Source organism: Microcoleus sp. AT8-A3 (assembly GCF_036705675.1).
Taxonomy (GTDB): domain Bacteria; phylum Cyanobacteriota; class Cyanobacteriia; order Cyanobacteriales; family Microcoleaceae; genus Microcoleus.
The window spans coordinates 222,760-244,518 of the sequence record NZ_JAUBVD010000002.1 but is presented as its reverse complement, the minus strand read 5'-3'; the positions used below and the strand labels follow the sequence as shown (position 1 = coordinate 244,518).

The 21,759-nt window shown below is 45.3% G+C and carries 21 protein-coding genes; 12 read left to right on the top strand and 9 right to left on the bottom strand.

Annotated features, from left to right (window positions below; genetic code table 11):
• Positions 1-125 precede the first annotated feature (125 nt).
• Positions 126-728 (bottom strand): hypothetical protein, encoded by a 603-nt coding sequence (locus QUB51_RS02575; protein WP_333263813.1) that lies wholly within the window; start codon positions 726-728, stop codon positions 126-128.
• A 606-nt stretch (positions 729-1,334) separates the two neighbouring features.
• On the opposite strand from QUB51_RS02575, the gene QUB51_RS02570 reads away from it, so the two are divergent.
• The 6 genes from QUB51_RS02570 to QUB51_RS02545 all read left to right on the top strand — a co-directional run bounded on the left by QUB51_RS02570 (position 1,335) and on the right by QUB51_RS02545 (position 8,275).
• Entirely contained in the window at positions 1,335-2,264 is a 930-nt protein-coding gene (locus QUB51_RS02570; RefSeq protein WP_333058640.1) for a class I SAM-dependent methyltransferase, read from the top strand.
• 820 nt (positions 2,265-3,084) lie between these two features.
• Entirely contained in the window at positions 3,085-3,990 is a 906-nt protein-coding gene (locus QUB51_RS02565) for a D-hexose-6-phosphate mutarotase (protein ID WP_333263810.1), read from the top strand.
• Between the two features lie 329 nt (positions 3,991-4,319).
• Positions 4,320-5,846: a phosphomannomutase/phosphoglucomutase gene (locus QUB51_RS02560; RefSeq protein ID WP_333263807.1), complete on the top strand. Its 1,527-nt coding sequence runs from the start codon at positions 4,320-4,322 to the stop codon at positions 5,844-5,846.
• Positions 5,847-5,898: 52 nt separating this feature from the next.
• Positions 5,899-6,126, top strand: a complete 228-nt coding sequence (locus QUB51_RS02555; RefSeq protein ID WP_333057248.1) for a hypothetical protein — start codon at positions 5,899-5,901, stop codon at positions 6,124-6,126.
• Between the two features lie 464 nt (positions 6,127-6,590).
• A complete protein-coding gene (locus tag QUB51_RS02550) occupies positions 6,591-7,532 on the top strand; it encodes a M23 family metallopeptidase (RefSeq protein WP_333057250.1) in 942 nt (313 codons plus the stop codon).
• 206 nt (positions 7,533-7,738) lie between these two features.
• Positions 7,739-8,275 carry a late competence development ComFB family protein gene (locus QUB51_RS02545; RefSeq protein ID WP_006631395.1) on the top strand — a complete coding sequence of 179 codons (537 nt, stop codon included), beginning with the start codon at positions 7,739-7,741 and terminating at the stop codon, positions 8,273-8,275.
• A 373-nt stretch (positions 8,276-8,648) separates the two neighbouring features.
• Here the strand turns inward: QUB51_RS02545 and psb29 are convergent, their stop codons facing one another.
• Positions 8,649-9,362: a photosystem II biogenesis protein Psp29 gene (gene psb29 / locus QUB51_RS02540; protein ID WP_333057246.1), complete on the bottom strand. Its 714-nt coding sequence runs from the start codon at positions 9,360-9,362 to the stop codon at positions 8,649-8,651.
• A gap of 471 nt (positions 9,363-9,833) precedes the next feature.
• Here psb29 and QUB51_RS02535 point away from each other — a divergent pair, with 471 nt between their 5' ends.
• Positions 9,834-10,454: a chromophore lyase CpcT/CpeT gene (locus tag QUB51_RS02535; protein WP_333057244.1), complete on the top strand. Its 621-nt coding sequence runs from the start codon at positions 9,834-9,836 to the stop codon at positions 10,452-10,454.
• A 245-nt stretch (positions 10,455-10,699) separates the two neighbouring features.
• Here the strand turns inward: QUB51_RS02535 and QUB51_RS02530 are convergent, their stop codons facing one another.
• Together QUB51_RS02530 and hemF are read right to left on the bottom strand one after the other, a co-directional pair.
• Positions 10,700-11,062: an STAS domain-containing protein gene (locus QUB51_RS02530; protein WP_006631392.1), complete on the bottom strand. Its 363-nt coding sequence runs from the start codon at positions 11,060-11,062 to the stop codon at positions 10,700-10,702.
• 57 nt (positions 11,063-11,119) lie between these two features.
• Positions 11,120-12,163: an oxygen-dependent coproporphyrinogen oxidase gene (gene hemF, locus QUB51_RS02525; protein WP_333263804.1), complete on the bottom strand. Its 1,044-nt coding sequence runs from the start codon at positions 12,161-12,163 to the stop codon at positions 11,120-11,122.
• Between the two features lie 282 nt (positions 12,164-12,445).
• On the opposite strand from hemF, the gene QUB51_RS02520 reads away from it, so the two are divergent.
• The 3 genes from QUB51_RS02520 (at position 12,446) to QUB51_RS02510 (ending at position 14,860) form a co-directional block, all read left to right on the top strand.
• A complete protein-coding gene (locus QUB51_RS02520) occupies positions 12,446-13,516 on the top strand; it encodes an Mrp/NBP35 family ATP-binding protein (protein WP_333057242.1) in 1,071 nt (356 codons plus the stop codon).
• A gap of 131 nt (positions 13,517-13,647) precedes the next feature.
• The gene (locus tag QUB51_RS02515; RefSeq protein WP_015175937.1) at positions 13,648-13,839 is read left to right on the top strand and encodes an NAD(P)H dehydrogenase subunit NdhS; all 192 of its coding nucleotides are present in this window, start codon (positions 13,648-13,650) and stop codon (positions 13,837-13,839) included.
• Between the two features lie 352 nt (positions 13,840-14,191).
• Positions 14,192-14,860, top strand: a complete 669-nt coding sequence (locus QUB51_RS02510; RefSeq protein ID WP_190736623.1) for an HAS-barrel domain-containing protein — start codon at positions 14,192-14,194, stop codon at positions 14,858-14,860.
• Positions 14,861-14,868: 8 nt separating this feature from the next.
• On the opposite strand, the gene QUB51_RS02505 is transcribed toward QUB51_RS02510, so the two are convergent.
• From QUB51_RS02505 to QUB51_RS02495, 3 genes are all read right to left on the bottom strand, one after another.
• A complete protein-coding gene (locus QUB51_RS02505) occupies positions 14,869-15,084 on the bottom strand; it encodes a DUF7336 domain-containing protein (RefSeq protein WP_445251582.1) in 216 nt (71 codons plus the stop codon).
• A 198-nt stretch (positions 15,085-15,282) separates the two neighbouring features.
• Positions 15,283-15,825 carry a hypothetical protein gene (locus tag QUB51_RS02500; protein ID WP_333057241.1) on the bottom strand — a complete coding sequence of 181 codons (543 nt, stop codon included), beginning with the start codon at positions 15,823-15,825 and terminating at the stop codon, positions 15,283-15,285.
• On the bottom strand, positions 15,822-16,325 hold the full coding sequence (locus QUB51_RS02495; protein ID WP_333057240.1) for a DUF4365 domain-containing protein: 504 nt from the start codon (positions 16,323-16,325) through the stop codon (positions 15,822-15,824). Before QUB51_RS02495 ends, QUB51_RS02500 begins: the two co-directional genes overlap by 4 nt.
• 129 nt (positions 16,326-16,454) lie before the next feature.
• Between QUB51_RS02495 and QUB51_RS02490 the strand changes: the two genes are divergently transcribed.
• Complete coding sequence (locus tag QUB51_RS02490) at positions 16,455-16,691, top strand: helix-turn-helix transcriptional regulator (RefSeq protein ID WP_333057238.1); 237 nt, start codon at positions 16,455-16,457, stop codon at positions 16,689-16,691.
• A 99-nt stretch (positions 16,692-16,790) separates the two neighbouring features.
• Positions 16,791-17,093 carry a Rieske (2Fe-2S) protein gene (locus QUB51_RS02485; protein ID WP_333263800.1) on the top strand — a complete coding sequence of 101 codons (303 nt, stop codon included), beginning with the start codon at positions 16,791-16,793 and terminating at the stop codon, positions 17,091-17,093.
• A gap of 102 nt (positions 17,094-17,195) precedes the next feature.
• Here the strand turns inward: QUB51_RS02485 and QUB51_RS02480 are convergent, their stop codons facing one another.
• Complete coding sequence (locus tag QUB51_RS02480; RefSeq protein WP_333263797.1) at positions 17,196-20,093, bottom strand: TIGR02921 family PEP-CTERM protein; 2,898 nt, start codon at positions 20,091-20,093, stop codon at positions 17,196-17,198.
• Complete coding sequence (xrtO, locus tag QUB51_RS02475; protein WP_333263794.1) at positions 20,083-21,621, bottom strand: exosortase O; 1,539 nt, start codon at positions 21,619-21,621, stop codon at positions 20,083-20,085. Before xrtO ends, QUB51_RS02480 begins: the two co-directional genes overlap by 11 nt.
• Positions 21,622-21,759 lie beyond the last annotated feature (138 nt).

Below are 21,759 nucleotides of genomic sequence, written 5' to 3'. Positions count from 1 at the left end.
CTCCCAGTTTCTTTTGTTCACCTGTATAAAGATAGCGTAGGTTAGCATCAACTCTTAACTTGCCAATAAAGTCTAAATTCAACTCCCGCACAGCATCCCAGAATTTAGAGCGGTAGTAATAGCCATCAGCGACCATTTGGACGTACAGAATTTGGGAAGAAATAACGAGTATTCTTTAGATGTTGTGCATAGTCATCAACTCTTGTGATGTCAGGCGTTGAGCTTTGAGACTCCTGTTTTTTGCGAGATTTTTTTGACCCGCTATTCTTCGGTTTTTGTGGCAGTTTTTTCACCTTCTTTATTTGAGGGCGTGATGGAGTTTGTTGTACGCTTAAGCTATAAGATAAACGACTCTCAATTTCGACAATAGAAATTACAGAAATTTCCAACCCCTGTTCCGATTTCCCCGCTACACCATTATAAAAATAACCCTTACCGTCAGTTTTTTTGCCACTTTTTTTTAAAAAAGAACAATCGATAACGGCAATGACTGTGTGTTCAGGATTTAAGGCAGATTCGAGGAAATATTGATTAAATTGTGGAAAATTAAAGCTTTTGAGAAAGTGACGACGGTAGGTTTTTTCGCTCAAACAACTATAACGACTGAGATTGGTGAAGTTGACCTTGCCATAAACAAGCAAAATAGTTGAGAATAAAGTGATTAAAAACTTCTTTTGGGGTTGACTAATCCCTGGCATTTGTTGTAAGATGGATTCAATAATCTTCATAAGGCAATCTGTTAAGCTTGTGTGTTTTTATAGCTTAACCTAAAAGAGCGCCTTTTTTTCTGTTCATTTTGGGTTCAGATTGCACTCACTTTTTTCGCTTCTGTGATTTATTGCGTAAGCGTTGCTTGCCGAAGCCATCGCATCCCTCTTTAAAAACTGTCCGGAGTATTGATAATCACCCAATTATACAATAAATTAAATTGAGATTTATGTTTATGTTTATACTATTTTATATTTTATATTTTATGGAGACTATAAAAGGCATGGGTGAAAAAAGATATTCTATAAATTCCGCTATATTCAAGCTGTTGTGTGTGAACTAAGGATCGCGAATTAAATAATTTACACTCTTGACAGTGGGATGGGCGTCCCGCCCGTCCAGAAATGGCGGGCGGGACGCCCATCCCACAAGAAGCATCACGCATTCTAAGTTATTTAATTCTCATTCCTAATTAACAATAAATATTGGTTTAATAAACTAATTTTTGCGGATAATAAATTTAGAGTGTGTAGCAGGAATAGCGAGAATCATGTAAACTTGTGTAACAAAAATAAACACTTGTGGCTGCCCACAGGTGAATATGTTAGAATCAATGCCGAACTCAGTTGAACAAAGTAAAAGAAATCAAAGCTATGACATACGTTGCATGCAATTTGTGCGGTAGTAATGACTATACTGTGAGATTTGAGCAGGGAGTAGCCCAGGTAAATCAAATTGTCAATTGTAAAGCCTGTGGATTGATGTATGCTAATCCGAGAAGCACAGAAGTAGATAGTGTATTAATAGAAAACTACGATCCAGAGTTTGTATTATCTGCGATAGTTAACCAAGATTCGCAGAGACTGGAAAAAGAAGCACTGCAGGTAAAAGATTATGAAAAAACCAGAGCTTTTCTTCACAAACATTATCCCAATAAAGGTAAGTTAATTGAAGTGGGAAGTGGCTTGGGGTATTTGTTAAACTTCTTTAAGCAAGATGGGTGGAATGTAGTTGGGCTTGAACCTAATGTGGGTATGTGCAGATATGCAGAATCGGAGTTTGGAATCGAAATCATCCCAACCATATTAGAAAAAGCTGAACTAGAAGATCGATCGGCAGACGCTGTATTGATGATGCACGTGATCGAACACGTATCCGATCCTTGCAGTACGTTGAAAGAAGTTTATCGGATCTTGAAGCCGGGTGGGATATTCGTGATGGAAACCCCCCGCTACGATACATTGGTTTTCAAATTATTGGGTAAAAGAGAAAGAAGTCTCAGTTGCGACGGACATATTTACTTTTTTACGACCACCACGCTAGAAAAACTTGCAACTAAGGCAGGATTTACCGTGCTTAAAACAGATTATGTGGGGCGATCGCTAACACTCGACAGGCTATTTTATAATTTGGGCGTTGTGAGCAAAAGTCAGGCCATTAAACAAATCCTTAAGGATGTGGCAGTTAAACTGCATTTAAATAAAATTTCGTTATATTTAAATACACGGGATATGGAACGTATATATTTGAAAAAACCCGATTCTGGCTCAGCATAACAAAACTTAAGCGCACAGAAAAGATGAGATTACCTCAAATGTTTGAGTGCGCTTGTACCATGACAGTTATTACCCATTACATTAATCCCCTGGCGCCAGACTCTACGAAGACAAATTTTAGCGAGGGAGGCTGTGGGCGACACCACAAGGGTTTCCGGGCTATACAACGAATCAAGCCAGATGCGGAGTTTTGCGGCTGCGCCGTCTTTTGATGAAGTGCTGCATTAGCTTGGCCATCCGAGAAATCAGCAAGGTGTGCCGGTGGGTTCGATGCACATCCCCTCGCGATGTGTGGGGACTCGCTATCGGTTTCTCTGACTGCATCGTTGTGTCGATCGCACCCTCGCAGGTCAAACTCAACAATCTAATCAATCTAGTAACCATAATATCGGATAATTGTAAAGCAATTCACCAAGCCAACAGCGTCACTAACCCCAGCCTAAAGGCATGGGGCTTGAAAGAGGAAGACTCACCACCTTCTTAATTTGAGACTAAAACAGTGTCTAGCCTGCGTCTTTGAGACAAACTGAATTATCTGGTGGTGGTACACCGAACGATGTTACTGGATGCCTCCCTAGTCTGTAACCTCAAGGGATATCAGTGGCGAAGGGATATACACACACGGGCTTACCGCCACTTGTTATGCGTACAGGTAGAAAGCACTCGATCCGTAACTGTCCGGGTTAAAGGCGAATACAAAACGTCGAACGTCGTTAGTATATCCAAGGCGGTAACAAGCATTCATCGGGGGAGAATTCCTCCCCCTCCCATCCAATGTAAAGCCGTCCTAAAAGGACGGGGTTTCAAACCCATATTTCTGATGAGTATTGACCAATTAAACGCAGACTACGGCATAGCCGGGAACCTCACCTTCGCCACCGGAAACGGTGGTTTCCCGATGATTCACATCGACAACGGTCAAGCCAAAGCCTTAATTTCTGTGTATTCCGGTCAAGTGCTCTCCTTTCAACCAGCCACCGAAACCACAGACTTGATGTTCGTCAGCGACAAAGCCTACTACGCAGAAGGGAAAGCCATCAAAGGCGGTATACCCATCTGTTGGCCCTGGTTTGGCCCAGATCCCGAAGCCTTGGGGCGTCCAAGTCATGGGTTTGTGCGGAATCGCCTCTGGAATGTGCTAGAAACCGCCACAACCCCCGATGGTGCAACTAAAGTCACTCTCGGACTCAAGGATAGCGATGAAACTAGAGGAATTTGGCCCCAAGCTTTTGAACTGGCGATCGAGATTACGATCGGCACCAGCCTCACTGTAGAATTAATCACCCGCAATCTAGGCGACAAAGCATTTCCCCTCACCCAAGCTTTCCACACCTATTTCCAAGTCGGGGATATCAACCGCGTGCAGGTTTTAGGTTTAGAAAATAGCCAATATCTTGATAAAGCGGATGGTGGGGTGGAAAAGACTCAAGTGGGTGCAGTGGTAGTAACAGGTGAAGTCGATCGCATTTATCTCGATGTCACCAATGAATTAGTCATTGACGATAGCGCCCTCAATCGTCGGATTCGCATTAAATCATCTGGTAGTAAATCCGCCGTAGTGTGGAATCCCTGGGTGACAATTTCTGCAAATATGGCCGACCTTGATGATGCAGATTATCAGCGTTTCCTCTGCGTAGAAACGACCAATGCAGCTACAGATATTGTGGAAGTTCCCCCGAATGGTGAGTTCCGCTTGCAGGCAATTTACAGCGTTGAACGCAACTAAGGAATTAGAACTTAAGCTTAGCGGTGATGGGGCAAAAATTCCCAGTAAGCGGGTCAACATTTCAATTGGATATTTGGGGCGTTGCTCAAATCCCACCCACCAGACTGGGATTGTTTGTTTAAATACAACTTAAATGCCGATTAGCTGATTGAATTGAAAAACTCTGTCACCGTAATGACTAATAATACCAAATCCCAAATTTCTCCCCTGTTTATTTCTTAGTGCGCGAAAGACATTCGTTTAGCGCTCACTCGAACGGGCCGCAAACGAAAGTTTGTATAATCGGTTTCAACCGCACACTCATATCTTTTTACTTACCATCAATTATTATGCAAAACTTCAACTGGACAAAACTTCAAAATGGCTCAGACATTCGCGGTATCGCCCTCGAAGGCGTTCCCAATGAAAAAGTCAACCTCACCCCCGAAATTGCGACAATCTTAGGTAAATCATTTGTCAGTTGGCTGGTGCAAAAAGTCAAGAAACCAGCGGCAGAATTAACGATCGCGATCGGGCGTGACAGTCGCCTATCAGGGCCAACCTTAATGCAAGCTGTCATGGAGGGAATCACCTCAGTTGGGGCAACAGTGTACGACTTTGACATGGCCTCAACCCCCGCCATGTTTATGAGTACCATTACCCCTGGTTTTGATTGCGACGGCGCAATTATGCTCACTGCTAGCCATTTGCCCTTTAATCGCAACGGCTTAAAGTTTTTCACCGCCCAAGGTGGGTTACAAAAACAGGATATTACAGATATCTTAGGAATAGCGCAAAGCAATAAATTCCAGCCAGCCGCATCGCCCGGTAAGATTACAAAGCATGATTTTATCTCTGTTTATGCTAACCAATTTGTCACAAAAATCCGGGAAGCAGTCAATCACCCCGATAATTTTGAGCAGCCACTAACAGGACTAAAAATTGTTGTGGATGCGGGCAACGGTGCTGGTGGTTTTTATGTTGATAAAGTCTTAAAACCTTTAGGTGCAGACACTACGGGCAGTCAGTTTTTAGAACCCGATGGTACTTTCCCCAATCATGTGCCAAATCCCGAAGATAAACAGGCAATGCAGTCAATTTGTCAAGCGGTAATTGAAAATCAAGCTGATTTTGGGATTATTTTTGATACCGATGTCGATCGCAGTGCGGCCGTCGATCAAGTTGGCAAGGAACTCAATCGCAATCGCTTAATTGCCTTGATTTCTGCCATTATATTACAAGAACACCCAGGCTCTACCATTGTCACCGATTCTATCACCTCCGATGGCTTGACACAATTCATCGAACAAGATTTAAAAGGAATTCACCATCGCTTTAAACGCGGCTACAAAAATGTGATTGACGAGTCGATTCGCCTCAATGAAGCCGGACAGGAATCATGGCTGGCGATTGAAACCTCTGGACATGGAGCTTTGAAAGAAAATTACTTTCTGGATGATGGCGCTTATTTGGTCAGCAAATTATTGATTGAATTGGCTAAGTCAAAGCTAGCAAACCAATCTTTGCCAGATTTAATTGCGAATTTAAAAGAACCAGAAGAAAGTGCCGAATTTCGGATTAAAATTGGTGTGGAGGATTTCAAGGCTCACGGATCTCGCGTTATTGAACAACTGCAACAATTTGTCTCAACCCAAGCAGACTGGAAAATAGTTCCCAATAACTACGAAGGTTTGCGAATTTCCTGCACGTCACCTAGCGAATCTGGCTGGTTTCTGTTACGCTTATCACTCCACGATCCGGTGATGCCTTTGAATGTTGAGTCTAATGTTAAGGGTGGTGTTGCTCACATAGTCGCTCGGCTTTTAGCTTTTTTCAAAACAACAGAATCCCTTGATTTTTCGGCACTATCGCTCTAAGTTTTACTCGTGTTAGACTATTAGTAAACCAAACCCAAGGAGGAATTTAATCATGTGGCTTTTAATCATAAAATGTTCTGCTGAAAGCTGGGATACCCATTCCAAAGCTTTCAAAGCGATCGCTGCCAAATATCCTGCCACGCCTTCCTCTTCCAAAAAGATGAAAGGTGATGGTCAACGCATCATGGAATATCAGCTTGAGAATGTCAACGATGTAGAGGAATTTATGGAAGAATGCTTGACCTTAGATGGTTTCACCGCTACCTTTGAATCTCTGTAAATTTAGGTAATCAAATTATAGCAATTCTCAATTTTTATCTCCTACCATTTTAGATGTGAGATTGAAAAATTGGGAATTAATACTATTTACTCAAAAGTAGGCTACAATAACTAGAGAGTTTTAGCAAGGTTATCCGAAAATAAACTGCCAAGAAAGAAGTGATTTAACAGCAGAGGAATTAAAAATAATTTTGTTGTAGCGCCGTGAAATATAACTAATAGCAATTGTTAAAAGTTATGTAACAGTAGCTAGGACTGATAAAATATAATCCCATCCGCTTAGACATGAAGAGTGTTTCTGTTGAAACTTGGGTTCTCCTAAATTTGTAGTGGAAACGGTAGTGTGAGCGTCTGGCTGAAGCGGGCTTTCCTCCCCGCACTACAGAAATTTTTATTGCGGATTGCTAGAGTTAGTCTAGATAGTTAAAAATATATCAGCGAGAGAAAGGTTAAGGACTGCTAGTGATGGTAATGACTGTGAATCGAGACAACTGCGGGCTAAGTACGGAAATAATTACGGGTCGGATTTTGCGGTGGGGGCAGTTGAAAGCAAACAAGCTAACCGCTGGTTCGATCGGGGGAATTGTTGCTGGCTTTCTGAGTTTTGCCCTGCCGGTACAAGCTTTGCAGGTAGTTGTGACGCCGACAAATCCCCAACTGGGAGATACGCTGTCAGTAATGATTCAGGTTGACGGTAACGGCGGGGAAACTCCAACAGTTTCTCTACAGCAAAAAAACTACCCCGCTTTTCCGATCGGCAACGGCCGCTTTCGGGCCCTGCTACCGACGACGCCCCTAGAGAAACCCGGTGCTCGCCAAATCCAAGTCGCAGGTGACGGACAAGTGCAGAACTTGAGTCTCCAAGTGCGCGATCGAAATTTTCCTACTCAATCCATCTGGCTACCGCCTGGGAAAGACAGCGAAGGTACAGACGCGGAGTTCGATCGCGTAGACGCATTTAAAGCACTCGTGACACCCGAAAAATTTTGGGACGGCAAATTGTTGCGCCCCAACTCCGGCGAAATTACTACTATTTACGGGGTGCGACGTTATTATAATGGGGTATTTGCTCAAGACTACTACCACCGCGGCGTTGATTACGCGGGTGCTTACGGTTCCCCTGTAGTGGCACCAGCAGCAGGTCGCGTGTCTCTAGTGGGACGCGAATCCCAAGGGTTCAAAATCCACGGCAATGTCGTTGGTATTGACCACGGCCAGGGGGTAGCCAGTATTTTGATGCACCTGGCCCGGATTGATGTCAAGGAAGGCGATGTCGTGAAAGCAGGTCAAGTAATTGGTACTCTGGGATCAACGGGGGCTTCCACAGGCCCTCACCTGCATTGGGGACTTTACGTGCACGGGCAGGCCGTCGATCCTGTACCTTGGCGGCTTCAGGGAGTTGAGTAGGAGTTTTTACAGGTTTTGACGGATTTATCAGTCAATTATGGGGTAAGTTTGTGCTGGGGTGTGCAGATAACTTTATGGGTTATCAGTATTGAGTTAGGATTTGTATAAAAATTCTCAACTCAACTCTCAAAACTCGAATCTCAAGACGCTAACAATCGCGTCTTCACAAAACTTTATTGATGATGCCGTTGAGCGGGGACGCATATATGAGTATTGAAAAAATTGTTGAACAGGCTTTGCAAGATGGCTATTTAACGCCGTCTATGGAAGCTGAGGTGGGACGGATCTGCAATACGGCTTCGGAATTGTCGATCGAAGAGTACATGGCTCTCGATCGTCTGATGGGATCTTTGTTGACTGGCGAAGTTGTGGTTCTGCCACGCAAACAGTTCATCAACGTGATGGAAGAGTTGGTGCTCAGCGATGCGATCGCTAGGGTGGCCGAAATTGAGGCGACGAGCGACCTGAGTCTGGATGTGGGAGATATTGCAGCTTATGCTTTAAATAGGCTGCCACCTCTGTACGCTACGACTGAAGAGGGAGCTCACTTTCAAAGGGCTAGGGCTAAAGAGCAACTTCACGATTTGATTTCCAAAGAAGTCAACGCAGCGATCGCCCGCAACTTGGACAGGCCCGACACCCCAAACCCCACAGCTTTGGGCAAGTCTTCTGGAAACGAAGTTCTTTCACAGCTAAGCACTTGGCTGCAAGCTAACGCCACTAATTTTGAACCCCAGCCTTAGTACCAATCCAACAGCTCTATTTTGATTAAGTCGATCCCGCTCCATTCAGAAAGCGGGATTTTTAGTTTCTGAGCCAGCAAGATTCATCAGATGGCAGAAACCAGAATTCAAAAACAAAAAATTAAAATTTAAGAGTTTTCTATTTTATGTAAAAAATAAAAAACTCCTTCTTCTTTGTTCGTGACATCGGTTACATCTGACATCTTGCAGCAATATCAATAAGAGGATTTTTCGTGGGTCGGGCGGGTTTATAGAACCTATTTGCAAGCTTTCAGGCTGTTGGCGAACCCGCCCCTACGGCTAATTGAGAATGGTGCAAGATATCAGTTACATCCGAAGAAAGCGAATCCGCTGCCGAACTTCTTTTAAACGATTAATTGCTGCTGTCAGAAGAGTCAGCCGAAGGACCAGCGGTAACTTTTGTCTCTCGTTTTTCGCGTTTTTTCCGTTCCGCTTGGATGACATCTTGAAGCACTATTCGTGCTTGGGCCATTTTTTCCAAATTGCTGCGGTACAAATCTAAATCTTTGCTAACTTTGTCTTCTGGCAGGTGCAAGGCCGCACTGACTTTGGCGATCGCGTCGTTTCGCGTTTCTTGGTCTTTTACCAAGTTAGGGTCAGCTTTTTCTAATAGCGAGAACAAACCGATCGCGAACAAGCGGCTGTACTTAAATTGAGGGTTGCTGGCGATCGCCCCTAAAGACGCTTGCAAATCCGCTGTATCTTCAAAGCTGGTCGAGCGATCGAGCCACGAGAGCAACTCTTTGCCCGAAAGTCTATCCGCCAAGCTTTCCAATCGCTGAGCGTCTTGCTTGTAGCGCTCTGGATCGTCTTCTAGGGACTTGCATAAAGCGTTAAAAATCGAAAGTCTGTCTGCTTCTGGGGCGTACCCAAGCATGAATCGATCGAAAGCTGTCACTACACCCAAAGCATAAATCGGGTCGTATTGAAAATCGGCATTCGCCGAAAGCAAGTGCATTTCTACCATCAACTCTTCCACCACTCGACGGTAAATTGAGTTGATCGGTCGAGTGTGAATCGTATAGAAACTTCGCTTAGTATCTGAAACAGTACGGTTATTGTTCACCTGAGTCTTATAGATAAATAATTTTGCCGTAGCGGGCGTGCCAGCGCGGCGTGAGTAAAGTCGGGGGAGTCAGTCGATTTGAGATTTTAGATTTTAGATTTTAGATTTACCCCACAGATAAATCTGGGAGCTTGAACTTTGGTCTAAAATTTTTATCTTTCCACGACTTAAGTAAGTGGCACGGTATCCGTTGTTGGGCTGGGTCAATTCGGCGATCGGGCTGACAAAATTTGCCAGTTTTTTAAGCGTTGCCGCCGGATTGCGAGACAAAATTTTATCAAAAATATTTTACGCGCGATCGGCAGCAACAATTAATATGTCGCAATATGAGGGAAAAAACCCAGTATCTTTACAATCATAGCTCTTCTGGGATCGCTCATAAATCTCATCTTCTGACTTGCCCAGCCTTGATATGGTTTTACATATCACAATAACTTTTTCTTGTCAATCCCTAATCCTCAAAAAACAAACATGACAATTTCTCCTGAATTAATAGCTTTAGCCCAGTACATGGCGGGCGAATTTGACAACCGAGAACAAGCGCTAGCAGAGCCGGCGTGGTACGTCCACCTTCGTATGTGGCAAAGACCACTACCCGTTCCTTTATTTTCCGAACCCAGCATTGCCCTGTTTGCCGAACAAGCCAACATTCTGGAATTAGACAAGCCATACCGCCCTCGCATCGTGCAACTGAGGCACTCACAGATAGCGCCGGAACTTATCGAAGCTCAGTATTATATGTTCAACGACATTACAGCCGTCAAAGGAGCCGGTTGCAACCCCGACTTGCTTGGAAAGCTAACGAAGGAGCAAATCCAACTCCTTCCCGGCTGCACCCTCTCGGTTGCGGTGCAAAATTTAGCCTCAAACGGCTATCGATTTCGGGCATCTTTGCCGGAGGGCACTCGCTGCGGCTTTGCCTACGGGGGGCAAAATTACCAAGTAGACTTGGGATTTGAAGCCGCAGGCGAGGAATTTCTCAGCTACGACAAAGGAATAAGCCCCACCACAGGCAAGGCTATCTGGGGAGCTTTAATGGGCCCTTTTAGATTTGTCAAGCGTCAGGATTTTGCTGCTGAGATATTGGTTTGAAGCAAGAAGCAACAAGAAACTAGGAAGAAAAATATAGCTATCTAGGATAGAAGGCAAGACTTTACCTTGACCTATTCTTCTACTTTAGTGTTTTGGTGAACCTCTCAACCTCTCAAGAAAGGAAGAAAGCATAAGGAAGCTGGCAATAATTTACCTGCTTCCTGTTCTTGTGCAGGGTTCCGGCGCTTTTTGTGAGCCTCAAGCTTAAATTGCGCTTACACCGCAACCGATGCAAGCGAGAGTGGTCAACTTGCGCGCGGCACCCCCTCTAGAGCTTCTTCTTCCGTTTCAAAGATTTCAAACACAGAATCCATCATGGTGACTTCAAACACCAGTTTGGCTTCGGGATGAACATTGCAAATGCGGAAACTTCCCTTAACTTTATCCGCATCCCGCATACCTGCTACAAGTGAGGTCAGGCCAGAGCTATCGATAAAGTTAACCTGACCAAGATTCACTACAACATGGCGGCTAAGTTTGGAAATACACTCTTGCAACTTGAGGCGGAATTGCCAAGCTGTAGTGATGTCCAACCGTCCTGTCGGTGCTAAGACGATAACTGTTGTACCGTCTTGAAGCGTGTGGGTTTTTTGATCAATATGAATCACTGACCCTTCCCTCAAATTTATTATCTATCGCGGTGGTTACTGTCCCAGTAGTTTAACTCAGGTCGGTGACTGCTGAGGCATCCAATTCGCCCAATCTTGCGGTTTTAAGAACTTGGAGTAGAGTTCGGCTTCGGGAGAGTTGGGTTCTGGCTCGTAACAGTATTCCCAGCGTACCAAAGGTGGCAGGGACATGAGAATCGATTCGGTGCGTCCGTTGGTTTGCAAACCAAAGGTCGTGCCTCGATCGTACACCAAGTTAAATTCAACGTAACGGCCGCGGCGGTAAAGTTGGAAATTGCGCTCGCGATCGCCGTATTCTTTCGATCGGTGCTTTTCAATTATGGGGGTGTAAGCCGGCAAAAATGCCCGACCGCAGTCCTGTACGAAGGCGAACAGCGACTCCCAAGTCCTAGGTTCCGGGACGCCGATGTTGTTGCTGCACTCAGCGGCTTTGCCTTTGACATGATGGTCGCGGTAAAGCGCGCCTTGAGCGCTTTGGTAGTCAAAAAACAGGCCGCCGACGCCGCGGGTTTCTTGGCGGTGGGGGAGATAGAAATATTCGTCGCACCAAAGTTTAAATGTCGGATAATATCCGGGATGGTGTTTGTCGCAAGCTGCTTTCAGAGTTTTGTGGAAATGAGCTGCATCCTCAGCCAACGGGTAATAAGGAGTCAAATCCACACCGCCGCCAAACCACCAAATCGGACCGGCCTCAAAATAGCGATAATTCAGATGAACCGTCGGCAAGTATGGATTGCGGGGGTGCAGCACCATCGAAGTGCCAGTTGCATAGAAATCGTGACCGGCGGCTTCTGGGTGCTTTGCCAGAATCAAAGCCGGCAAACTTTCGCCCCAAACTTGGGAAAAATTGACTCCCCCTTGTTCAAAAATATTGCCTTCGCGCATGACGCGAGAACGTCCGCCGCCGCCTTCGGAGCGTTCCCAAGAGTCCTCCTTAAATTTGCCAACGCCATCGAGCTGTTCGAGGGATTGACAAATTTCGTCTTGTAGGGTTTTCATAAATTGGCTGACTCTAGCTCTAGAGTCAGCGGGCGGCAAAAACGGGGAAGTGGCGGTTTTAAGTGTGGTAGAAACTGTCATCCGATTTAAGATTTAAGATTTTAGATTGAAGAATTGAAGAATTGCGACCACGGCTCAATTCGCCTATTGTGACCAAATTGCTTTCGGTCGTAGAAATTCTTGCCGATCGCATTTGAGTTTGAGATTGACCGTGAGTCCCAAATCCTGTCGTCATGTAATTATGCCACCGCAGGTCTGCAAACGATCGCTATGAAGTTACATTAAAAAATAGCAATAAAAATATACTTAAACCTGCGATCGAAAATTCGCAAACCCAATTGCAGAGCTATGGTGGAGAACACAATGCCCAATACACTCGATGTTAGTTCAGTCTTAGAAATCCTGCGACCCGTGCAAGACCCCGAACTGCAAAAGAGTTTGGTGGAATTGAACATGATTCGTAACATAAAAATTGACGGCGGTGTCGTCAGTTTTACTTTAGTGCTGACAACGCCTGCTTGCCCGCTGCGAGAATTTATTGTCGAAGATTGCCAAAAAGCGGTCAAACAGTTGCCAGGAGTCGAAAAAGTGGCAGTGGAGGTGACAGCCGAGACGCCGCAGCAGAAGGGAGTGGTCGATCGCCAAGGCATTGAAGGCGTGAAAAATATTATCGCAATTTCCAGCGGCAAAGGCGGCGTCGGCAAAAGCACGGTGGCGGTAAATGTGGCAGTAGCGCTAGCCCAAACCGGCGCTAAGGTGGGTTTGCTGGATGCGGATATCTATGGGCCCAACGACCCCAATATGTTGGGTTTGGGGGACGCAAAAGTGATGGTTAGGGACGGAAAAAGCGGGGAAAGCCTCGAACCCGCCTTCAACTACGGCGTCAAATTAGTGTCGATGGCGTTTTTAATTGACAAAGACCAACCCGTGATTTGGCGCGGCCCGATGTTGAACGGGATCATTCGGCAGTTCCTCTATCAGGTGAATTGGGGCGATTTAGACTATCTGATTGTCGATATGCCTCCGGGTACGGGAGACGCGCAGTTGACAATGGCGCAGGCTGTGCCGATGGCTGGTGTGGTGATCGTGACGACGCCGCAGACTGTCGCTTTGTTGGACTCCCGCAAGGGGTTAAAGATGTTCCAGCAGTTGGGAGTGTCGGTGTTGGGAATTGTGGAAAACATGAGCTATTTTGTGCCACCCGATATGCCCGATAAGCAATACGATATTTTCGGTTCGGGTGGCGGGGAAAAGACTGCTGCTGAGTTGGGAGTGCCGCTGTTAGGCCGCATTCCGCTGGAAATTCCGTTGCGGGAAGGTGGCGATTCGGGGGTGCCGATCGTCGTGGGACAACCGGGTTCTGCTTCAGCTAGGGAGTTGCGGGCGATCGCGGGCCGCATTGCCGGTAAAGTTTCCGTAGCAGCCTTAGCCTAACAAACTCTCGTTTCTGGGCTTTGCCTCGTGTCTTCGGCTTGACGAAGATTTGCCTAGTTCTCAGGCTCTGCTTGGGAACTAGAAACGAGAAACGGTAAGCTATAAAGAGCAAACTTAACATTCAAAGAATTATGATTTTTCCAGGTTCGGCAGTTCGAGTTAAAGATAAGGGTGAGATTTACTACGCCTTTCAAGGACAAGTCCAGCGAGTTAGCGACGGAAAGGTCGCGGTACTGTTTGAAGGCGGGAATTGGGACAAGCTGATTACGTTCCGCCTGTCGCAGTTGGAACTTGTCGATGCTACGGCTGGCCGCGCGAAATAGTCAGCGGTCATTAGTCATTGGGACAGGATTGACGCCTCATAAACCCGGTTTCGGCAGGAAATCTTGGTTTAGTAGCGAAATATCTAGGAAGAAACCGGGTTTATGACCCGCGTGAGTCCAACACTAGAGGAATTAGTAATTGGTCATTCAGTCCTAGACGCAAAAAATGATTTAATGCACTTCTTATAGGGGTAAGGTGCGCAGTGCGCACCCTACATATAGAAGTTATTCGTAATTCCTTTAATTGCCAAAGTACCCAAGTCTATGCCACTGACCCAATAGCATTGATAACTAACACAAAACTAATGACTAATGACTGATGACTAATAACTAATGACTAATCACTAAAACTATGCGTTTACCTTTACCCCAATTTGCTACAAAAGAGCGCCATCCCGATCGCATTGCTGAGGTGATCGAGACGGCAACTTCGGAGTTTTTGGCTCAATGTTTGGAACCGGAAGATTTAAGTTTTCCCGTGATGCCGCCTTTTGGGAGTTGGGTGAAGGCCGAGGATGAAGAGTCGAAAAATCAAATTTACGGCGTGGTTTATTACGCTACGACTAGCCCGATCGACTCGGTGCACAGAGCTCGCGCTTTGGGTTTGTCCCTCGAAGAGTTGCGGGAAGAACAACCGCAGATTTTTGCGATGCTAAAAACCGAGTTTCGAGTGGCGATTGTGGGGTTTGAGGCTGCGCCGGAAAGGTTGAACGGTCACGGCCCATCGAGGGGTAAAATTTATCAGTATTTGCCGCCGCGCCCGCCGCAAATTCACCAGGCGGTTTATCGCTGCGAACCGGATGAGGTGATTGATTTTACGGTGCAGTTGGATTTTTTGAGGACGCTGCTGGGTGTGACTAATGCGCCGGTGGAGGCGCTGACGGCGGCGGCGATTCGGGAGATTTATCAGTTGCGGATGCGCGATCGATCTTGGTTGGTGGAAGCGGGGAGGAGTTTGAGTGTTTTGTTGAAGGATGATTATGACAGGTTGAGGGTGATTTTGAGTCAGATTCATCCGTAGGGAAAAGGTTAAGAATCAGAATAATAAACAGTGACATAGCCGTCGTTCCAGTGGTCTTTATCTAAGGGATAACAGCTTATATGAAAGCCTTCTGGAGCATCTATAAAACCGGGTTGGGAGAGCATTCTTGCCTTAGCAGATTCGGCTAATGTTTTAGTCGAATAAATACCGATAATTTTTAAGTCTTCGCGGTCATCTCCCAATTCATGGACGTGCTCAAGAATAAAGACATTAATTATTTTATGAAAATCCTTTCACAATCGCTCTTTAGGTTGATTATAGTACAATACGGTTCAGTTAGTGCTAAAAAAACCGATCGTGCGTAGGTTGGGCCCGTGGAACGAACCCTCCGTTTCACTCCACCCAACATTTCCGCTACAATTTTCCTTAACCCAAGCGTATTGGATTATAGTACATAGCATTCATTCCAACCAGGCATCTAAATCTAATGTAAAGTGATGGGTATTTTGCAGTAAAAAAGAGCGACCTTGTTTAACTAAATTGCCTTGACAAATAACCGGAATTCTGGCTTGATAAGCTTTGACTGCCAGTTCGTAGACTGGTTCTGCTAGTTCTAACTGAATGCGCCGCAGCTTGCCAACAATAACGCCCGTCAAAGTTAATTTTCCTGCTGATAATCCTTCTTGCAAGTTGGTAACTATGCCTTGAATGGTAATGTTAGGAGCTGATGTCAAGAGATTGCTGAGGATTTCGATCTGGGAACGATTTTCAGCAATTTCTAGGGTTTGTAAAACTTCAGCCATCCGGCGGGGAAAGTCTAAAAATTCTGGTTTTAATGGTAGCAGAATCTCTAACTCTTCTGAGGTTTCGCTGTGGCGATTCCAGAGAGAAGCTTTATCGTCAATTTGTCGCACTTCTTGCCAGCAATGCGTTTCGAGGTAAGTACGCACAATTTCTGGCTGTAGATTTTTGAGAATTTCGGGATCTCGAACGGTGACTATCATAGAGTTTCGCCTGCTTCTATTAGCTGCATGAGGGTGGTAAGAGCATTTACATTAAAGATATTCTGTCTGGGTATGGAAATTGTAACAGTGGTTTGATTCTGGGTTGGGGGTTGACCTCGCAGAGAAACCCAATAACCGCAATATTTCAGGCAAAGTTCCTGTTGAGATTGGATTAGCCAATTGTCTAAATTGTCGGGTACGACTACAAGGATTAACAGTCGGGGAGTATGAATATTTTCTACTTTCAATTCATTGTAGTTCTTGACTTCGAGCGGATATCTAATTGCTTCCTGTCCAATCACATCCCTAGATGTGCATTTTACCTGGAGTTCAAGTCGGGGATATCGAATAATTCCACTTCCCATACCGCCAGCAAGAATGATATCGATGCCGTCAAAATCTAATGGTCTAGCTGCTATCTGGAAGGAGTAGCCAGCCGAGGCAGCAACTGCATAAATATACGCATAACTGAACTGTTCTTTTTGCTGGTTAATGTCCACAATCGCTATTTGTTTAGTCTATCTCAAGCATAACTGGCACGGGATGATCTCGCTCCTACCTTAGTGTAGCGCCCTAGATGACAATCAGCAACGTTTACAGGAGCATGACTCTCTGACAAAATCGGGAACATGGCAAGAGCAGGTAAAGCCCTCAAAAAAATATTAGAGGCATACGATATCAGTCAATATCAATTGGCGGCAAAGATGGAAATCGATCGCTCAAACGTTAGCCGTTGGGTGAGTGAAGAACGAGATCCATCCGCTGAGGCGGTATTTGCGATTAAGCAAGCGTTGCAGACATTCAATCGGGAGGCGGCTGATGAATTCGTCAGGTTGTACCTGGGAAATGGCGAGGAAAACGGTTAGGTTCTCAGGTGTGGAGAGCGCCCCACCGATCGCCCTTGCTGCATTCAAGGACGATCGCCCATGAATTTGCAATAATTTATTTAAAGCGAGGAAGATTATATGTGGCTAGAAATAACAGCGCTAAATCAAGTTCCCGAATGGGGTGTCTTGAAGGTAAAAGTTGACGAAACTTCAGTGATTTTGAACCGTCAAGGCATGAATGTTACTTGTTACCGCAATGCTTGCACTCATTTAGAATATCCGATCGACATGGGTAAGGTAAGCGCCGGTATCATTACCTGTCCGTTTCACAAATATCAGTACAAATTAGATACGGGTAAATGTTTGAATGCACCCGCCGATTCCCTGGAATCTTATCCGGTAAAGATTGAGGGCGATCGAGTTTTTGTAGAAATAAATTAGTCAGGACTTACGGACTCCGACAAAGAAACCGGGTTTTTTACGAAATACTTTGTTACACACCCTAAATTAGGTAAAAACCCGGTTTCTGCGCCCATGTGTACTTTATACCGTTTTCGCGCGCCGCTGACGGAGAAAAACTGCCAAAAGCCCGATCGCACCTACCGCCAACAGCAGCCATTCTTCGGGTTCAGGAACCCCCGAAACATTCAGAGGATTATTCGGCTTACTCAACTGTTCCTTACCCGATTCTACCTCTCTGTCAAATCGATCGCTCTTAGCTTCCGCTGCCTTTAGCTGCTCCCTTTGCGCGTCATTAACTAACACAATCATCGAAGAATACGGAGTCACCACTTTGAAATTTTTAGCTACTGCGTGCATCGCATCCAATTGCGTCAATTGATTTGAACTTTTCTGCTTGCTAAGTGCAGTTATCAACTGCCGCGCAGCTATCGGTTTAAACCCTTCATTTCCGGCATTTTTCGGCTCTGCGACTGCCGCCGATTTTGCGGTTTTTTTCGACTGCGGGGTTTTGGCATAACTCCAAGCATAGCCGTCAACAACGCTAACTGTAGATTCGCCCGAAGCTGCTGTCGTTGCTACTCGCTGCATCGCCTCTTTCATATCTGTAGAAACTCCGCCGCCGCTATCTTGAATCACCTTTAAAGTTGCGTCGTCGTAGCCGGGGGGCAAACCTCCCAAATGCACTGTCCGTAGGGGTGCAGAGATGGAAAGTTTAAGTTTGCGATCGTCCGACAATTCATAACTGTGGCGATCGCTCACCAAAAATACATTATCGTAACTTTTATCGCCCCGCAACTGTGCAAACTGTTGCAGCATATCTTTGAGCTGGATTGTACCATAAAATGTCACCTTTGCCGCATCGAAATTGCGTACATCTTCCACAAACTTAGGTGGCATTCCCGCAGCGCTGGCGACATACACATCAACACCATTTTTGCCTGCTGCATTAGCTTTCAACCATTCAAAAGTCTCTTTTACTTCCTTACTTTCCGCCGCCATGCTGCGGGAAGTATCGAGAATAACTGCAAATTTCTTGCCTTGCGGTAGCGAGTAATTTGCATCAGCCAACGGCTTAGCAGAAATGATATTTCCTCCCGGTAGAATCGCCTGCTGCACGGTTAGCGGTTGCTGTGCGACTGCGGGCAAAAAGTGTGGTAGCCAAGTTTCTCTTGCTTCTTTGCGACTGTATTTTACCTCTTTTCCGGCGATCGTGCGGCGAGTATTTTGGTTCCAAAAAATGTTGCGTTTTTCAGCCAAAACAGGCATCGCCCAACCCTGGGGCTGGCGCATGACTTTGTAAGTAAGCCACAGGTGCATTTCCGTTGGCCCTTCTGTTTGGGTGAATTCTCGTTTAGCCGGGATTGGAAAAGCCCGCAAGCGGTATTGTTTGGGGCCAATTTGTTCTAGCAAAGCCGGATCGACTCTTTCTACTACCTGTTGATTGTAGACTTGTTGGGCTGCACCGCGAGGCGATACCGTAAATACAAAACGTTTGTTTAAATCGCCAGTATCTCCCAGCCAAACTCCTGTAACTGCGGCGCTTTCCGGCAGGGAAAAGTAGTAGAATACTTCTTGCAAGTTCGGCGTTTGATTTTTGTAAACTTCGTAGAGTTGAACGTCAGCCCAGTCGCCGTTTTCTTTGACTGTAACTTCTTGCGACTGCAACCATACTTTTTCCTGATTGACATTCAGCAAACCGGCTTTCGCTTCTTCACGATTTGAGGTTGACTGCACCGCGTGTTTTACTGCTTCTGTGTCGCCTTTTTGCAGTTCCGTATCGAAGAATTCGCCGTAGAGTTTTTCTGCTTTTTCCACATCAGCACTAGAGCCTTGATACAAAAACGGCGACATTAAAAAATTATAGCTGTTCTGCAAGGTTTGAGCCGCTGCGTCAGGGAAAATCCAAATATTTTTGTATATCTCATAAATGTGGTTGTTTTCTCCTACCGTGCTCAGGTAGCGGTAAGGGGACAAATAAGCGTTAACTAAGCCGGATCGAATCATATCAGACTTGGCTAATAAAGTTTGGCGAACCGTGTCATTTGCGGGGGGAGTCGCCAGCATTTTCATTACTGCAACTTGTGGCTGCTGCTGCAAAGCCGAGAAAATAGCCAGCCAAGCTGCTATGACTCCCAAACTTCCAATTATCGCTTTATTTTTGCCGTATTGTGCCGCAAAACTCTGCCATATTTTTCGGCCGGAATGAATGTAGAGAAAGCCGTACAGCGAAGGCATGACAACGAATAAGCTACAGGTTAAACCAAACAATATAAACGATAGCGGTATCCAAATTAAAGCCGAGGCCCATGCCCCGTATTGAAACATCTCCAGAAATGGTGAAACCCAGGTAAACTTGAAAAATTGAATGACGAAAAATAAGAATCCATAAAGTGTATACCATGCCACAGGTACAGCGTAATAAATCAGCAATGTTGCCGCCCAAACCCCAACTACTACCATTAAACTGTGACATCCTAATTGCAGCCACGCACTTCGCTTTTCTCCGATTAAGTTGAAAATACGAGGCTGTTTATTATGGGAATTCTGGGAATCGAAAATATTTTGCACATTTTCTCTTTTACCCAGATATCCGTACAGCATTTCCACTGAAAATGCTGCAATGCACAAAGCAATAGTAGCGATGATTTGAGAACTAGCTGGGGTGAGTTCTCGCAGCAGGAACAAGCGGAGCAAACACAGCAAAAATAGCGGTGCTTCTACGCCGTAAAACCAACGCATTAGCTGTAGGGGTTGCTTGCCAAAACGCCTAGCTCCTATTACTGTACATACAGTGGGTACTGCGATCGTAGCTGCCATCGTCAAAGAAAACTCTAGGGGGATAGTGCCATCGATTGTCGCCATAATTAATGGCACTCCTATAATCGGCAAAATCCCCAAGTAAACAATCGATAAAAACGTCAAATTCCACGCCCAAAAAAATGTTTTAAAAATTCCATCAAATACCTGTTTAATTTTCATTCATTTCTCCTTGTAAGCTTTGTTTAACGGTCTCGTATATGTTACCCGCAAACTCTTTTACTTCATGATTTTCTGCTTGTAGCGAACTGTCAAATAAAATAGAAACTAGCACCCAATTGTGATTTTTGTGAGTGAGATCGCTGCCGATGCGCGACAAGAAGTTATCGGTAGTTTGCTGTGCAGATTGCAGCCAGTATGTAGCGGATAGTTGGTTGTCTTGGAGAGACAGCCAGCGCCCCGTTATAGCAGGAGTTAGCTGTTTTTTTTCTATGCGATTGACGGGAATTCCGCTCGCTACAAAACACAACTCGGGGGCGTGATAAGTTTGCCAGGATGTGCTGGCTACTGTGAGCATGGAACCGCGCAAGTTGCCTGCGACAAATCTGATTTTTTGTGTTTGCGTGTCTGGATAGTTGCCAAAGAATTTTTGTTCGCTAGGATTCAGGGAAATCGACTCTGATTTAATGTATTCAGGTAATGTTAAAGGTGCGATCGCCATTTTTGACGTTTCTACATGAGACAGTTGAGCCATTATTGCCAAAACTGTGACTGCTGCAATTATTCCTGGTTTGGCTAAAGGGTGATTTGGGAGAATTTCTGAGTTGGGTTTTGCAGAAGTACCGCTGGTTTTTTCTGGCTGAAATTTCGGTACTCGTTGCAGCATTAACCACGTCACAAAACAAGCACATACTAAACCGACAATTCCCAGAGGAACGTGCATAATTTGTGCTATGTTGGGCTGTTGAAAAACTTCTGAAACCAGGACTAACACGGCAACCCGCGCAGCGTTAGCACATACCAACATTAAGAGATTAGCAGCGCCGACTGCTAGCCATTTTAAACTCAATTTACGCCCTTCTAGCCAGGTAGCAGCAAGCAAAAATAGCGTTCCCACTAAGAGAGTTTTAATGCCGCTGCAAGGCACGTCAACCTGAGCGATGCCGTTTTCCAAAATGATAATATCGTAAGAAGAAATAGCCCCAATGTGCAGCAGAGAAAGCAACTGTTCTACTACCTGAGCAGTGAGGACTCGCGCGGGCAAACCTAAGCCGCTATTCAACTGACTATTAAATGGTAAAATACAAGCAAGCAAGCCCGCAATTGGTAAGTTTTTTCGCCAAAAGTTGGAATCCACCAATAAGCCGCACAGCCCGTAAGTTCCGAGGATAAATAGCAGGACAGTAACTTGTTTGATATCAATTATGTACTGAAGGGCGATCGAGCAAATACCCGCACCCAACATTAACAGCAGCGGATCTCGCCTTAAAACGAAATTGGGTGAAAATCCGAAGGGGCGAGCGGAGTTCCCGCTCGATCGCACTACTAATGCTACAATCAGAAAGCCAATTACTATTTTATATAGTGTGGGTATCTCAACAAACGAGGATAACAGCCACTTAACAGCCGAGATATTGGCCCAAAACCAAGCAAGCGCCAGCAAAAAAGGAGCCAGCCAAACCAAATTAACCGCAGGATGAGGAGTAACAGAATCTGGAATTGCAGAATCAGTGATATTGGTGCGCTGCATGATACCGCTTGATATTCACGTTGGTGACATCTTAGCTCAGCCAAATTGGTAATGTCCAGACCGATTATTTAAGTTTTGTCAAGCTTCGATTTTCTCTACAGAGAAGCTAGCGTTATAATAATTAATTTTATCGGAGGT